General features: G+C 53.3%; 11 protein-coding genes. 2 read left to right on the plus strand and 9 right to left on the minus strand.

From position 1 onward, the window contains the following. Positions 1-6 precede the first annotated feature (6 nt). Positions 7-372 (minus strand): DUF167 domain-containing protein, encoded by a 366-nt coding sequence (locus tag QZJ86_RS13215; RefSeq protein WP_301670890.1) that lies wholly within the window; start codon positions 370-372, stop codon positions 7-9. 672 nt (positions 373-1,044) lie between these two features. Here QZJ86_RS13215 and QZJ86_RS13220 point away from each other — a divergent pair. Beyond that, positions 1,045-1,557 (plus strand): hypothetical protein, encoded by a 513-nt coding sequence (locus tag QZJ86_RS13220; RefSeq protein ID WP_301670891.1) that lies wholly within the window; start codon positions 1,045-1,047, stop codon positions 1,555-1,557. Positions 1,558-1,761: 204 nt separating this feature from the next. Here QZJ86_RS13220 and mscL read toward each other — a convergent pair whose 3' ends face one another. From mscL to QZJ86_RS13245, 5 genes are all read right to left on the minus strand, one after another. Then, the gene (mscL, locus tag QZJ86_RS13225) at positions 1,762-2,178 is read right to left on the minus strand and encodes a large-conductance mechanosensitive channel protein MscL (protein ID WP_301670892.1); all 417 of its coding nucleotides are present in this window, start codon (positions 2,176-2,178) and stop codon (positions 1,762-1,764) included. A gap of 251 nt (positions 2,179-2,429) precedes the next feature. Beyond that, complete coding sequence (locus QZJ86_RS13230) at positions 2,430-2,657, minus strand: type II toxin-antitoxin system MqsA family antitoxin (protein WP_301670893.1); 228 nt, start codon at positions 2,655-2,657, stop codon at positions 2,430-2,432. A 1,532-nt stretch (positions 2,658-4,189) separates the two neighbouring features. After that, positions 4,190-4,405, minus strand: a complete 216-nt coding sequence (locus QZJ86_RS13235) for a DUF2283 domain-containing protein (RefSeq protein WP_301670894.1) — start codon at positions 4,403-4,405, stop codon at positions 4,190-4,192. A gap of 296 nt (positions 4,406-4,701) precedes the next feature. Next, positions 4,702-5,382, minus strand: a complete 681-nt coding sequence (locus tag QZJ86_RS13240) for a TSCPD domain-containing protein (protein WP_301670895.1) — start codon at positions 5,380-5,382, stop codon at positions 4,702-4,704. A gap of 121 nt (positions 5,383-5,503) precedes the next feature. Beyond that, the gene (locus tag QZJ86_RS13245) at positions 5,504-7,654 is read right to left on the minus strand and encodes an adenosylcobalamin-dependent ribonucleoside-diphosphate reductase (protein ID WP_301670896.1); all 2,151 of its coding nucleotides are present in this window, start codon (positions 7,652-7,654) and stop codon (positions 5,504-5,506) included. A gap of 440 nt (positions 7,655-8,094) precedes the next feature. On the opposite strand from QZJ86_RS13245, the gene QZJ86_RS13250 reads away from it, so the two are divergent. Next, positions 8,095-8,424 carry a hypothetical protein gene (locus QZJ86_RS13250; protein ID WP_301670897.1) on the plus strand — a complete coding sequence of 110 codons (330 nt, stop codon included), beginning with the start codon at positions 8,095-8,097 and terminating at the stop codon, positions 8,422-8,424. A 40-nt stretch (positions 8,425-8,464) separates the two neighbouring features. On the opposite strand, the gene QZJ86_RS13255 is transcribed toward QZJ86_RS13250, so the two are convergent. From QZJ86_RS13255 to QZJ86_RS13265, 3 genes are all read right to left on the minus strand, one after another. After that, the gene (locus QZJ86_RS13255) at positions 8,465-12,685 is read right to left on the minus strand and encodes a DEAD/DEAH box helicase (protein WP_301670898.1); all 4,221 of its coding nucleotides are present in this window, start codon (positions 12,683-12,685) and stop codon (positions 8,465-8,467) included. 123 nt (positions 12,686-12,808) lie between these two features. Then, positions 12,809-13,696 (minus strand): succinate--CoA ligase subunit alpha, encoded by an 888-nt coding sequence (gene sucD, locus QZJ86_RS13260; protein WP_301670899.1) that lies wholly within the window; start codon positions 13,694-13,696, stop codon positions 12,809-12,811. Between the two features lie 18 nt (positions 13,697-13,714). Beyond that, entirely contained in the window at positions 13,715-14,932 is a 1,218-nt protein-coding gene (locus tag QZJ86_RS13265; protein ID WP_301670900.1) for a malate--CoA ligase subunit beta, read from the minus strand. Between the last annotated feature and the right edge of the window lie 38 nt (positions 14,933-14,970).

A 14,970-nucleotide genomic window follows, 5' to 3' on the forward strand; every position in this document is an offset into this window, starting at 1 on the left:
TGAAGTCTAACCGGCTTCGGCTAATTGCTTGCCGATCACGGCTGGCAGTTGCTTGGGCGCTTTAATCCGCAGCTGCTTATTGACGTTAAAACGGCCGAATACCACTTCGATATCGCCAACCGTCACCCCAAACTCTTTCGCCAAAAAACGCACCATATGGTCGGTCGCCTTACCGCCAACTGGCGCGGCAGTCACGCTGACCTTCAATTGCTGCCCCTTGGGCTTGCCGATGGCATCCTGCTTGGCGCTAGGCGTGCCGAGAATATTCAGCACCAACACTTCGCCATCCCAGCCACAAAAGGCATCGATCGCCAATCCCTTGCCGGTTTCCTTGTTGCCGCCCTTTGCTTTTGATTTTTTTACTTTTGCCATTGACCGATAGGTACTCCATAAATTGATACATAACAAGATACAAGAAATCTGCCGGCTCGGGCAGTTTCCAATGATTGCTTAAGCTTGCCGATTTTATCCGCTTCGCCGTTGCTTGGACGATGCTCCATCCCCCTACACTGATTAACACCAATGCGACAGCCCCACAATATGTGTGGCGACGATAGCATCCGTCATTACAAACGTAGTGTATAACAGCACCGTCGTCACCGGATTCGGCTCCAACTCGATCGCCAGCTTAAGCGGAATCGAAACAACTTGAATCCCGCCGCCGGAAAAGGAGTATAAGTTTAATTTCGGATTGTTTCGATTCGTTGGTGTTCACTGGCAGACAGGCATCATTTCCATGATTTTCAGAAACCCCCCATCGATCATTCGGAGCAAACACCATGAGCAAAATGCAAAAAAGCAATAAAGAAAACAAGAAACAACCCTCGCTAAGCCCAAAAGAAAAAAAGGCCGCGAAAAAAGCCAAGAAAGAAACCATGAGTCAATAACGACAAACTCGGCTGGGGATTCTGCGTAAATTCCGGATAGGCCGAGTTCGAAAAGCCATTGTGCGCGGGCACAAAAGCGTGCCCACCGTACATGGCTTGTTGGGATAATTAAAAAATTAGTGCAGACTGAGCGAACTTACAATCCTTTGTGACTGCCATGCCTATTTTCATCGTCTGCTGTTTAGTATTAACCACGCTGATTCAAACTCAGAACCCATATCTACCCTTACTGAATATCGAGGCCGTATGGGTTTCCGCCGTTTGCCTCGCGGTATTGTTCCTGGCTAGCGGATGCTTGAAACTAGCGCCCAGCAGTATCTGGCATGACGGTTTCGCCTGTTCCAGCTTATGGGCTTGGTACGGTTACTGGAAACCGCTGTTCAGCGAAGGCTCGCCCCAGTTTAGTGTGTTTCCGGTTTATTTCGCCCTGCTCAGCACCTGGATGCTGCTTGGCTTTATTAACAGAAGCCCGCGGTTTGATTGGGAATCGCAACAGGATTTACGGCATCTGCAAAAATACTTATCTCGGGTTGATCCGTGCTTGTTGGCCGCTCTCGTACTAGTCTGCCTGGCGTTTCCCGAACATTATTTGTCCTATCCGCTTACCATGACTCTATTCATTGTGCGTAGCGCTTTTCATCGCGGCCTGGAGATTATCGATCGCTTGTGAATGGGTGAAAATCGGGGGTCGGCCATTCAATAAAGCCTCGCAATAGCCAAGCATTATTTTTATAACCTAGCATTCCAATATGCCCCCAACATGCGTCCGATTACGCAACGTCAATCGGAACTACGCAAGCTGGGGTAGCATTGTCATGCCGAAGTGTGGAGATCATGAGTGTTAGCTTGCTTTTCGCAACCCAACCTGCGTGGCTCACTTATTTTTCAGCAAATCGCGAATTTCGGTCAGCAGAATCTCTTCGTTGCTGGGCGCCGGTGGAGCCGCTGGTGCTTCCTCGGCTTTTTTCTTAAACGAATACAATATTTTGATAATCAGAAAGATTGCCGCCGCAACAATCGTAAAATCGATCAAGGTTTGAATAAATTTTCCATAGCTGATGACCACGGCAGGTACATCAACCCCAGCAGCGTTTTTCGACGCTTCCTTGATAGTAACCGCCAAATCCGAAAAATCCACGCCGCCCAGAATCACGCCTATCGGCGGCATAACCACATCGGCCACCAGCGAAGACACTATTTTCCCGAATGCGCCGCCGATAATCACCCCCACGGCCATATCGACGACATTGCCTTTCATCGCAAATTCTTTAAATTCTTGAAGCATCCCCATTACAAACTCCCCTTATACATAGTTGTTGTTAGGATTTTGATCGATAAGTAGACATGACCTCATGCCTGGAAATAGTATGGCATGAAATAGCAATCAGGTAATACCAGCCGAAGCATGCCCGATCATTTCCGCATGGGCACAAAAAGCGTGTCCACCCTACCGGCTACGCAAATGGGACGGTTTTTTCCCGTATGCCGCGCCGAGCACCGGCGCTTTTGGCGAGATTAGCCCGACAGGGGATACGACTATTTTCAAGCCGCCCGATACTGCCGCACATCAATCTCCACGCCGGCATTAATAGCGGACTCGGCCTGATTCAGAATCGAACGAGTGATGTCTTCGCTAAAATATTCTTCGCCGCAGTTATTACAAATCTGCGCCGGCACGTTTTTAAACACCAACGTTGCAGAGCCTCGTTCCAGAGTCAGGCTAGCTGTGCCGTTGACGGTTTCCCCATGTTTACAAATCGGACACTTCATGGACGTTTCCTCTTGAAGTCTTTTTCCCAAAGAGTGCGGCTTGGTTGATAAGCCGTGATAACAATAATCTCACCATCTTGGCCGTTGCGAAAGCTGGAGTTTGGTTACCAGTAATTGAGCTTTTCCGGTGGGATGTGGTTTTTCCCGTATGCCGCGCCGAGCACCGGAGCTTTTGGCGAGATCAGCCCGTCAGGGGAGCGGCAGGGATGCCGCTCGTTTTCGGAGGGCTAGGACAGCCCTTCCGAAAACCCTCGACAAAAGCTTCGGAGAGCAGGATTCAAGCGGCATCCGGGTCGCTTTTTCTTTGGATACTTTCTTTTGGCGACGCGAAAGAAAGTATCGCGGCCGCCGGTCCGCGAACCGGCATTAGATTAAAGTTCGCGGTAGCGACACAACTAAAACCAAGGCATTTCAATCAAACATGCGTCCGATTACGCTAACGCTAATCGGACCTACGGCCCTTTCTTTTGGCGACGCACAAATTTTTATCGTTCCCACGTTCCACGTGGGAACGCATATCCAGACGCTCCAGCGTCACAATCAATACCAGTCAAAGCATGCCCGATCATTTCCGCGTGGGCACAAAAAGCGTGCTCACCCTACGCAAATGGGACGGTTTTTCCCGTATGCCGCGCCGAGCACCGGAGCTTTTGGCGAGATCAGCCCGCAGGGGAGCGACAGGGATGCCGCTCGTTTTCGGAGGGGCAGGAAGCCCCTTCCGAAAATCCTCGGCAAAAACGAGGAGCGCAGGATTAAAGCGGCATTCGGGTCGCCTGCTGACTCACGCCATCCAGGCGTTCGCACTTCGTGCGCCGATAGCGTCCAAATCTGCTCCCGGCAGATTTGTCTTTGGATACTTTCTTTTGGCGACGCAAAAGAAAGTATCGCGGCTGCCGGTCCGCGAAACGGGTTAAACAAAGCTTCGCGGCAGCGAAACATTATTTCAAGACGACGCAGAGCGTCTGCTGCGGCATCCCCACGTTGGAAAGTATTTCAATTAAAACATGCGTCCGATTACGCTAACGCTAATCGGACCTACGGCCCTGACCAGGTACTTGGCGAGTATCCCTGGGGGCATGTGGATTTCCCTGGTTCCGCATTCGAGGATTCCAATTTGGATCATTTTTTCTTTCACCCATAAAAACTCCTAATTTTTTTAAGTTACTGGGGAATTGAGAGAATCATTAAGTCGTCAATACCGCTTACGTGGTTTGGCTATAGTTTTGCTTAACGTGCATCAATCTAACGAATCCGCAGCGAGGTCATCTGAATGGCGAAGGCTTAGGTGGATCCTGCTGCAATTAGAGCTGTAGGGCGCATAAGCGATAGCGTCATGCGCCAATTGTTTAAATGCCATCCGGCGGAAGGCGCTACGCTTTTCCGCCCCACATCACCCACACTTGCTTTCCCCACAATTCAAACAATTCAAACAAGTCATACACCCATCCATCAACACCATCGCCTTGGTGCTGCACTTATCCCACGTTCCAACGTGGAAATGCATCCCCAGACGCGCCAGCGTCACTAGCCGATCAAGCCGCCTGTAAATCCCGTAAAGGCAAATGCGACAACGCCAAAGACCGAATATCCGTCTTCTTACTAGCATGCTGGACATCGATCCCGACCAACGCACCATCACCATCAAAATCCAACACGACGCCATCGGCGACCTCGTCGGAATCCACAGATGGCCTATCCGTTAAATGGATATATAAAGAATCGGTTGCAGGGTCGTAACTCAGTTTCATGGTTTAAATCTCCGCGTTATGGATGGTCACCCCATCTTCTAGGGTCACTACACGTAAATATTTATTCAGCTCAGACACAAACACCCAATGGCGTATTCGCCCATCCTCCTGAATTTCGCGGCAAGCAGGGTTCGATAACGCCGACTGGCACCATTCCAATCTAATGTAAGGGCGCTTTGCCAATACATCGTTACGAAAATATTCCGTCGTGATGATTTCGTTCATCACCACACTGTAAACCGCATAATTGAAATTCGCCAGCGGATCAAAAAATCGACAATCGATTTAATCCGACATTAGCCGCACTTGCTCTCCCCACAATTCAAACAAGTCATACACCCATCCATCAAAACCATCGCCTTGGTGCTGCATTTAGAGCAAAGTACAGCCTTCTCCGGAAACGCCTGCCCTTCCGACGCGCCATGCTGAGCTTCGAACTCGCGGCGCTTTTCGTCCAACATCTGCTGGTGATGATCGCTAAGCTTTTCCGGCTTGATCATGCCGATGTGTTTCATATGCGATTCGATGGCGTAGCCGATTTCAGCCACCAGCGATGGCATGAACACCCCGCCTTTCTTGAAATAGCCGCCGTGCGGATCGAACACCGCTTTCATTTCTTCCACCAGAAAGGTGGCGTCGCCGCCCTTGCGGAACACCGCCGAGATCAACCGGGTCAGCGCCAGCACCCACTGGAAATGCTCCATATTCTTGGAATTGATGAAGATTTCATAAGGCCGGCGTTCCTGGTGAATCGTGTCCTGGTTGAGGATGATGTCGTTGATGGTGATGTACAAGGCATGCTCGGACTGCGGAGTCTTGATCTTGTATGTCGAACCGAGCAACACTTCCGGGCGCGCCAAGTTTTCGTTCATCGACTCCAGCGAGGGTTTTTCCGCTTCCTGCTGGACGGTTTCGGTGTTGTCTTTAGTCAGCACTTTGTAGCCGACGATTTTTTTGTTGATTTTGTGTAGGGTCATGGGTGTTCCGTAATCTGTAGGTTGGGCTAGCGAAGCGTAGCCCAACATTGATGGCCTTCGTGTTGGGTTACACCTATCGGCTTTTATGCCCTCTAGGGTGAACCCAACCTACATTTTTTTATCAAAACTTGCCGTAATAGCCTTCCTTCAAGGCATCGAACAGGTTGGCGGCGGTGTGGGTTTCGCCGTCGTATTCCACTTCCTCGTTGCCCTTGAATTCCACCACATGGCCGTCTTCCAGTGTGAATTGGTAGGTGGTGTTTTCCAGATCGGATTCCTTGACCAGTACACCCTGGAACACTTCCGGGTTAAAGCGGAAGGTGGTGCAGCCTTTCAGGCCTTGGTCGTAGGCGTATTCGTAGATGGACTTGAAGTCTTCGTACGGATAGTCGGTCGGCACGTTGGCGGTCTTGGAGATCGACGAATCGATCCATTTTTGCGCGGCGGCCTGGATGTCGACATGCTGTTTGGGCGTGACTTCGTCGGCGGAAATGAAGTAGTCCGGCAACTGCTGGTCGGGATTTTCACTGTAAGGCATCGCTTCCGGATTAACCAAATGGCGGTAGGCCAGCAATTCGAACGAGAACACGTCGATTTTTTCCTTGGACTTTTTGCCTTCGCGAATCACGTTGCGCGAATAATGGTGGGCAAAGCTCGGTTCGATGCCGTTGCTGGCGTTGTTGGCCAAGGACAGCGAGATGGTGCCGGTCGGTGCGATGGAACTGTGGTGCGTGAAACGGCAGCCGACGTCGGCCAGTTCCGCCACCAGTTCCGGTAGATCTTGCGCGACTTTTTGCATGTAGCGGCTGTATTTGGCGTGCAACACCTTGCCAGGCACTTGGTCGCCAAGTTTATAGCCGTCGGCTTTCATCTCCGGGCGTTTGTGCAACATTTCGCCGGTGACGGTGAACAGTTGCTCCATGATAGGTGCCGGGCCTTTTTCCTTAGCCAGTTCCAGGCCGGCTTTCCAGCCTTCCAGCGCCAATTCCTTGGTGACTTGTTCGGTGAAGGCCAATGACTCTTCGTTGCCGTATTTCATGCCCAGCATGGTGATGGTCGAGCCCAGGCCCAGATAGCCCATACCGTGGCGGCGCTTGCCGGTGATTTCGTCACGTTGTCTTTCCAGCGGCAGGCCGTTGATTTCGACGACGTTATCCAGCATGCGGGTGAAAATGCGGATGGTCTTGCGGTAGGCTTCCCAATCGAAGCTGGCTTCCTTGCCGAAGGGTTTTTCGATGAAACGGGTCAGGTTGATCGAACCCAACAAGCAGCTGCCGTAAGGTGGCAAGGGTTGTTCGCCGCAGGGGTTGGTAGCGCGGATGTGCTCGCAGAACCAGTTGTTGTTCATCTCGTTGACCTTGTCGATCAGGATGAAGCCGGGTTCGGCGTAGTCGTAAGTGGAAGACATGATGATGTCCCACAGGCGGCGCGCAGGCATGACTTTGGTGATGCGGCAAGCCACCAGGCCTGCCTCGTCAACCACATAGCCTTTTTTATTGGGCAGGTCGCGCCAGATGATTTTGCTGGCGTCGGTCAAATCGAGTTTGTCGGTACTGGCTTCGCGCTCGGTAACCGGGAAGGACAACGGCCACTGACCGTTGTTTTTCACCGCTTCGACAAATTCGCTGGTAATCAGCAGCGACAAGTTGAACTGGCGCAGGCGGCCGTCTTCGCGCTTGGCGCGGATGAAATCGACGACATCCGGATGGGCCACGTCGAAAGTCGCCATCTGCGCGCCACGGCGGCCGCCGGCCGACGACACGGTAAAGCACATCTTGTCGTAAATATCCATGAACGACAGCGGGCCGGAGGTATAGGCGCCGGCGCCAGACACATAAGCATCGCGCGGACGCAGGGTAGAGAATTCATAACCGATGCCGCAGCCAGCTTTCAGGGTCAAACCGGCTTCGTGGACTTTGTGCAAAATGTCGTCCATCGAGTCTTCGATGATGCCGGACACGGTGCAGTTGATCGTGGAGGTGGCCGGTTTGTGTTCCAGCGCGCCGGCGTTGGAAACGATGCGGCCGGCCGGAATCACGCCCTTGCGCAAGGCCCACAAAAATTCCTTGTAGTGTTTTTCTTGCAGGGCTTTGGTGGTTTCGACGCTGGACAACGCTTTGGCAACGCGCTTGTAGGTCTCGTCGATAGTCTCGTCGATGGCTTTACCGTCCTTGGTTTTTAAGCGGTACTTGCTGTCCCAAATGTCCAGAGAGGCGCTTTGCAGCGGGATTTCAGTAGTGTTTTGCGTCACAACATGCAGTTTAGCTGTCATTCGTGGGTTCCCTTTTCTAGTTGAATGGTTACTGGACAATCGCACCGGTCCGGTACGGCTAAGATATTGATGTTTATTGGTTTAGAACCGAAAACACTGCAGCCAGGCCACATACTGCATATAGTGTTTATGGATAAATTTTAGCACAACATATTGTGTTGTCAGCGGGAAATTTTTACTAAAAAGCCCCTCTTGTAGCTTTGTTTTTTTAACTCAAGGAGTTAGCGGCGGCATTTAATTTTAAAATGATGTGGATACGGCTCGGATGCCCGCCAAGCACTCGGCATTCCGCAGACCAAGCGGCCCATCTCAGCAACGCGTCGGGGTAAGATTTTACGTTTAAGGCATAGTTAATATTTCTGGCTACAATGAATTCGCCAGCTGCTTACAGCGGATTGAAGATTGAGTTGGCAAGCAACGATTACACCACCGAGGCAAACATGAAGAACATCAGCAAAATTTTATGGTCGGGCGCTTTATTTGCGTCTGTTGGCTTGGCGCAGCCTTGCTTCGCCGGCCTGGAAACACCGCGTATCGACCAACGTCAGGAAAACCAGGAAAGACGCATCGAGCAAGGCGAGGCGTCCGGTGCTTTAACCAACCGCGAGGCCAACCGTTTGGAACATCAGCAAATGCGGATAGAACATCAAGAAGACGCCGCCAAGGCCGACGGCACGGTGACCCCAGTAGAACGGGCCCGCTTGACCCACCAACAAAACAAGGCCAGCCGCAACATCGCCCGCAAAAAACATAATGTCAGACGGCAATAAACGACGCTAAAAAATCCGGCAGTATCGCCGGATTTTTTATTTACGCATCGCCTTTCATTAGATTCAGCAACTCGTCGGCCGACACCTTACCGCTGATATCGGCGCCGTCCAGCAAACTATCGGCCAAATCGCGTTTATGGCCGTGCAAGGCGACGATTTTTTCTTCGATGGTTTGCTTGGCGATCATCCGGTAAATCGTCACCGGCCGTTGCTGGCCCATTCGGTGGGCGCGGTCGGAAGCTTGATCCTCGACAGCCGGATTCCACCAAGGATCCATATGAATCACATAATCGGCCGCGGTCAGGTTTAAACCGACACCACCGGCTTTCAGACTAATCAAAAACAACTCGCCCTCGCCGCGCTGAAAGGCATCGACTCGTTGCTGTCTGTCCTTGGCCGGGGTGCTGCCGTCCAGATATTGGTAACGAATGCCGCGCTTTTCGACATAGGCTTTGATGAGCTGCAAATGATCGACAAATTGGCTAAATACCAAGGCCTTGTGTTTGTTATCCAGCAGTTCGTCGACGATGTCGCCGAAGGCCGCCAGCTTGCTGCTGGCCAGCGTCATATCGGGATTGGCCAGCCGGGTGTTGCAACAGCTGCGGCGCAATTTAGTGATCGCCGCCAGTATCTGCAATTGCTTCTGCCCCGCCGGCGCCGCTGCGTTTGCCAACGCCGCCAGACTTTCCCGACGCAGCGCTTCGTAATAGGCCATTTCCTCGCCGCTGAGCTGCACATACACCGGTATCTCGGTGCGTGGCGGCAGCTCTTGCAACACCTGGGTCTTGGTGCGGCGCAAGATGAAGGGCTGGATCAGTTTTTTCAGCTGAAACCGCGCCTCGACGCTGCGGTCGCGTTCGATCGGACCGGCGAAACGCTGATTGAATTGCTCCAGCGAGCCCAGCAAACCGGGATTGATGAAGCGAAACAAATTCCACAACTCGCCCAGATGATTCTCCAGCGGCGTGCCGGTCATGATCAATTTAAACCTGGCTTGCAGATTCATGGCGCCTTGCGAACGACGGGTGGCGATGTTTTTAATCGCTTGCGCTTCGTCGAGAATCACCGTCTGGAACTGAATCTTCGCCAGCATCTCGGCGACCTGTTCCTGCTGCAGTAAGCCATAACTGCAAATCAGCAAATCGTAAGGCTCAAGATTATCCAGCAAGCGTTGACGGTCGCCACTGCCGAGAATTTGCGGATTTAGCGTCGGCGCGAAGCGGCCGGCTTCGTTTTCCCAATTCATGCATACCGAGGTCGGCGCGACGATCAGACTGGGGCCGTTCGGCGCCTGGTCCACCAGCAGCGCCAAACCCTGCACGGTTTTCCCCAAGCCCATGTCATCCGCCAGACAGGCGCCGACACCCCAGCGCGCCAAGCGCGCCAGCCAGCGGTAACCGTCGACCTGATAATCGCGCAATTCGGCTTGAAAAGTGGACGGCACCTGCGGTTGATAATCGCGAGAATCCTTGAGCCGCTGCATATGCGCTTGCCAATGCTGATCGGCTTTGAAACCGGCATCGTCTTGCCAATCTTCCAAGGTCAAGGCCGCCAGCGGATTGATGCGCACTTTTTTACCGTGTAGATCGACGTAGGCTTTCAAATCGTCGAGGCGGCGGCGGAACTCTTCGGTCAAGGCAATGAACTGGCCGTCCTGCAATTTCAAGAAGCGACCCTGGCGGTTGTTTAATAAACCCAGCAGTTGCTGGATTTCGATGACGGTATCTTCGTTGACTTTCAACTCGCCCTGCAAGGCAAACCAATCGTTTTCGCGCTTGATTTGCATGCTAAAACCGCTGCCGCCGGTATGACCCAACAAGCGGAATTTAACGCCTTCCGGCCACTCCAACACGGCTTGCTCGGCAGGCAAGGCCTGTAATTGCAGCAATAACTCCAGACATTGCTCTGGCTCTTCCAGCAAGCAATCGCCGGACGCGTCGCGTTCCGCCTGCGCCAGCGCCGGGCAGGCTTGTAAGACAGCATCCGCGCGCCTTTTTTCCAAGGCCAGATCGCGCTTGGCTTGGCAACGTCTACCGTCGATCTCGGCGAGCACACTTTCGCCGCCGTGGCCCGGCTGAAAATACGCGCCGCCGGTCGCGAACGGCCGGATCAGCAAGGCCACGCGCAAGCCCTCGCCCAAGGGCAACAAATGCACGCGCGGCGTAGCGTCGGCCTCGACTTGCTCCGCACTGCTGGAACTGCCGCCGATGTCGGAATGCACGGTCAACAAACCGGAAATGCTGGTCAGGGTTTGCAAAACCCGTTCTTGGGCCGACAAAGGCACTTCCAAACCCTTGGGACCAAGCACCGCTTGGATTTTGTGATGATCGGCGGTGAACTCCAATACCTTCAACCGGGTCGGGGTTTCCTTGGCAATATAAAATTTTTGTTCGTAACCGGGCACGGGATCCAAACTGATTTTAATCTTGTCTTTACCGTCCAGTTTTTTAACCCGCAATTCCGCTTCGCCCTTGACCACTTCGACCCGCACCTCCACCGCATCGACCCAAAACAAATGCGGATGACCGATCAAGGCCTGCGGCATACTGCCGTCGAATTCGAAAAAGGTGCCGCTGCCGTACCAACCGCTGTCGCGGTACTCCTTGATATGCGAGCACAGTTTAATATCTTGTTCGGTTAGATAATCGAAGCTGTCGGTTTCGTGCGCCAGCCGTTTCAAGGCAATCGCCCTGCCCTTGCTCCAGCCGCCTTTGGCTTGTTGCTTTTGTTCGCGCGGCTCGATGTCCAGATGATGAGTGGCCTCGTCGTAGCTCAATAGCCACACCAAACGGGTGGGTTTGTCGACTTGCAGCGAGGTTTCGGCCTTTTTTTCGGTTTTCGGCAGATTCAACAAGGCATCCAGCGCCAGCTCCCAATCAGGGCGGCTGGCGAACAAATCGACCAGCGCCGGCCTATCCTCGAGAAAACCGCTATCCCATTGCTTGGATCGTGGCGGCTCGATGGTTTTGAATATTTTCGCCAGTTCCGCCGCCGGCCAATGGTAGCCGTTATCCAGCAAATGCCGGTAAAGCTTCTGACTAAGTGGCGAGACCTGCTTGCTATGATCGGCTTTGACCCAAAAACCGATCAGCGCTAAAAACACATGTAACAGCAACGGCGGAGTTTGCAAAGTGTCGGGAGCGCCGCTTTCCCGATAGCCGTTAACTATCCTATAAGGCAAATCCGTCTGTAACAGCTGATCGCGTAGCGATAAATCGCCCTGCAAAAACCGATTAAACAAGGCTAGCTCGTGATAAACGCCCAGCCAGTAGCCATCAGCCTTAATGGCTTGATTGAGCAGCGTGCTTAATTTGGTGCGTTGCTTGGCATCGTTGTTTTTCAGGATGGCCAGCGGGTAAAACACCCCGGCCAGCCCGTAAAAATAAGCACTGCGCTTACCCGAGGATTTTCTCAGTACAGCCAAGGCGGATTCGAATCGACTGACGGCACCGGCATAATCGCCACGCAGAAAAATCAACGTTGCGGCCAGGGCTTGCAACTCCGCATCATCTTGGCCGGCCAAGCGTGTTTCAACCTCGTCCCATTCGCCCCGTAACAGCAGTAACTCCAAGGCCACCCGATTTAACAGCTCTTGCTGCATGCCTTGGCCGGCGAACAACAACTGTTGCAACAAGCCATCCAATTTTTGATCGGCATATAAATACAGCAGCTGATGCAATCCGGCGTAGCCGCTCAAACCGACCAGCAATTGCGGGTGATAGCGGCTAAACCACGCCGCATCCAGCGGATTTAAAAACCAGGTCAAATATAGTTCGTTGCCGACCGGCAGCTTACCCAAATAGCGCCCGCCGTTTTCCAGACATTCGTCGACTTTGGCGTAATCGCCTCGATAGAATTGAAGCCGCGCCTCGCGGATGCAATCGTCCACGGTGTTGTAGCGGTAGTAACCAGGACCGGGTGGATTATGCTGTAACACCGCCGCCGCGTAGGTTTCGAATTCGTTATCGACGATGGTTTGTCGGGTAATCACTTCCGTCAGCGTCCGGCAACACCGGCTACCGCCGGACTTGGCATTTTCTTCCACCAGTTCGGCCTTGATCAGCGGTTTTAAACGGGCCTTGACCGCTTCGGATTTCAGCACCTTGCTGCCTTCCTTGATGCCCAGGCTGGACAAGCATTTAGCCAGATTGGTCAAAGAGCTATAGCCATAATACATCGCCAGCAGTTTCAGAATAGTTTGCTGCTCGGCGGTCAAGGTTCGATAAGTTTTCAGGCGTTCGATTAAACGAGAAGATTGCATGGGTCCGGCAAAATGACAAAAAGGAGTGATGGTACCAGTTTGAGCCGCGAAGCTGAATAGCTTGGCCACCGGGTATAAAAAAGCCCGCAATGCGGGCTTTTTGCCTAACCGATTGACGATGCGTTACAGCTTGGCCAAGACTTTGGCGACGGTTTCGCCCATCGCCGCCGGCGTTGGCGCGATGGTGACGCCCAGTTCCTTCAGCATTTCGACTTTTTCCGCCGCCGATTCGCCGGTCGAGGAAATAATCGCGCCGGCATGCCCCATGCGGCGGCCTTTCGGCGCAGTCAGACCGGCGATATAGGCTACGACCGGTTTGGTCATATGTTCCTTTGCAAACATGCCGGCTTCGACTTCTTGCGGGCCGCCGATCTCGCCTATCATCATCACGACCTTGGTTTCAGGATCTTGTTCGAAGCGCTCCAGAATGTCGCGGTGCGAGCTGCCGTTGATCGGGTCGCCGCCAATGCCGACCGAAGTCGACACGCCGATGCCCAGTCGTTTCATCTGGTCGGCGGCTTCGTAGCCCAGCGTGCCGGAGCGGCCGACGATGCCGACGTTGCCGGGAATATAGATATGGCCAGGCATGATGCCCAGCATCGATTTACCGGGGCTGATGGTGCCGGCGCAGTTAGGGCCGGTCAACACCATGCGCTGTTCTTTGGGAAAACGGCTCAGGAAGATTTTGACCTTCATCATGTCCTGGGTCGGGATGCCGTCGGTGATTGCCACGCAATATTTGATGCCGGCTTCGGCGGCTTCCATGATGGAATCGGCCGCATAAGCGGGCGGCACGAACACGATGCTGGCTTCGGCACCGGCTTGTTCGACCGCTTCCTTGACGGTGTTGAACACCGGCCGATCCAGGTGTTTCTGACCGCCCTTGCCGGGTGTGATGCCGCCGACCACATTGGAGCCGTAGTTGATCATGTCTTGCGCATGGAAAGTGCCGATCTTGCCGGTGAAACCCTGGACGATGATGCGGGTGGATTTATCGATAAAAATTGCCATGTTGATTAACCTTGCGCCTTACAGGGAAGTAATAGTGTCGCGCGAAGCAGGAGGCTGGTAGCGACCAGCGACGACTTCGTTACGGGCCTGAACCGCTTTCTCGGCGGCTTCCGCCAAGGTATCGGCAGTGATGATGGGCAAACCGCTGTCTTCGATGATTTTACGGCCTTGCTCAACGTTGGTGCCGGACAGTCGCACCACCAGCGGCACTTTCATATCGATGTTTTTGACGGCCTGCACTACACCCTCGGCGATCCAGTCGCAACGATTGATACCGGCAAAAATATTGACCAGCATGGCCTTGACGTTTTTGTCGGCCAACACCATGCGGAAGGCTTTTTCGGTACGTTCGGCCGAAGCGCCGCCGCCGACATCCAGGAAGTTGGCCGGTTCGCCGCCCGCCAATTTGATCATATCCATGGTCGCCATCGCCAGACCAGCGCCGTTGATCATGCAGCCGATGTCGCCGTCCAAGCCAACGTAACTGAGGCCTCTATCGGCCGCCGCCATTTCCCGCGGGTCTTCCTGAGTTTTGTCGCGCAATTCGGAGATTTTTTGGCGACGGAACAAGGCGTTATCATCAAAGCCCATTTTGGCGTCCAGCGCGATCAGTTCGCCGTGGCCGGTCACCACCAACGGGTTAATTTCGACCATGTTGGCATCCAGCTCGCGCATCGCGCGGTAGCAGCCTTGAATCAGCTTCACCGCATGCTGAATTTGATCGGGCTCCAAACCCAAGGCGAAAGCCATTTCCCGCGCCTGAAAATCTTGCAAACCCACCGCCGGCTCGATATAGATTTTTTTGATCGCATCGGGATTGGTTTCGGCCAGTTCCTCGATTTCCATACCGCCTTGCGCCGAACCAACCATGACGATGCGTTCTTGGGCGCGATCGATCAACAAACTGAAATACAGTTCCTTGGCGATGTCGGTGCCGGCTTCGATATACAGGCGCAAGCATTGTTTACCGGCGGGACCGGTTTGATGGGTCACCAAACGTTTGCCTAGCAAGGCTTCGGCGGCATCGCTGACTTCCTCGTGGGTTTTGCAGATTTTGATACCGCCGGCTTTGCCGCGCGCACCCGAGTGAATCTGGGCCTTGACCACCCAGACGTGACCGCCAATTTCGCGCGAACGCTGTATGGCATCTTCCGGGCTGTAGGCCAATCCGCCGTCGGCTATTTTGACGCCATATTCGGCCAGCAATTGCTTTGCTTGGTACTCATGAATGTCCATGGTATCTCTCTAAGAATTATTATAGAAATCTCGTAGGC

The sequence above is a fragment of the Methylomonas montana genome (assembly GCF_030490285.1).
Classification (GTDB): Bacteria; Pseudomonadota; Gammaproteobacteria; order Methylococcales; family Methylomonadaceae; genus Methylomonas; species Methylomonas montana.

Excerpts from the sequence above, each read along its gene's own strand:
- QZJ86_RS13245 (WP_301670896.1), bottom strand. The coding sequence starts at position 7,654 with ATGACAGCTAAACTGCATGTTGTGACGCAAAACACTACTGAAATCCCG.
- QZJ86_RS13215 (WP_301670890.1), bottom strand. The coding sequence starts at position 372 with ATGGCAAAAGTAAAAAAATCAAAAGCAAAGGGCGGCAACAAGGAAACC.
- QZJ86_RS13235 (WP_301670894.1), bottom strand. The coding sequence starts at position 4,405 with ATGAAACTGAGTTACGACCCTGCAACCGATTCTTTATATATCCATTTA.
- QZJ86_RS13265 (WP_301670900.1), bottom strand. The coding sequence starts at position 14,932 with ATGGACATTCATGAGTACCAAGCAAAGCAATTGCTGGCCGAATATGGC.
- QZJ86_RS13220 (WP_301670891.1), top strand. The coding sequence starts at position 1,045 with ATGCCTATTTTCATCGTCTGCTGTTTAGTATTAACCACGCTGATTCAA.
- QZJ86_RS13230 (WP_301670893.1), bottom strand. The coding sequence starts at position 2,657 with ATGAAGTGTCCGATTTGTAAACATGGGGAAACCGTCAACGGCACAGCT.
- QZJ86_RS13250 (WP_301670897.1), top strand. The coding sequence starts at position 8,095 with ATGAAGAACATCAGCAAAATTTTATGGTCGGGCGCTTTATTTGCGTCT.
- QZJ86_RS13240 (WP_301670895.1), bottom strand. The coding sequence starts at position 5,382 with ATGACCCTACACAAAATCAACAAAAAAATCGTCGGCTACAAAGTGCTG.
- mscL (WP_301670892.1), bottom strand. The coding sequence starts at position 2,178 with ATGGGGATGCTTCAAGAATTTAAAGAATTTGCGATGAAAGGCAATGTC.
- sucD (WP_301670899.1), bottom strand. The coding sequence starts at position 13,696 with ATGGCAATTTTTATCGATAAATCCACCCGCATCATCGTCCAGGGTTTC.
- QZJ86_RS13255 (WP_301670898.1), bottom strand. The coding sequence starts at position 12,685 with ATGCAATCTTCTCGTTTAATCGAACGCCTGAAAACTTATCGAACCTTG.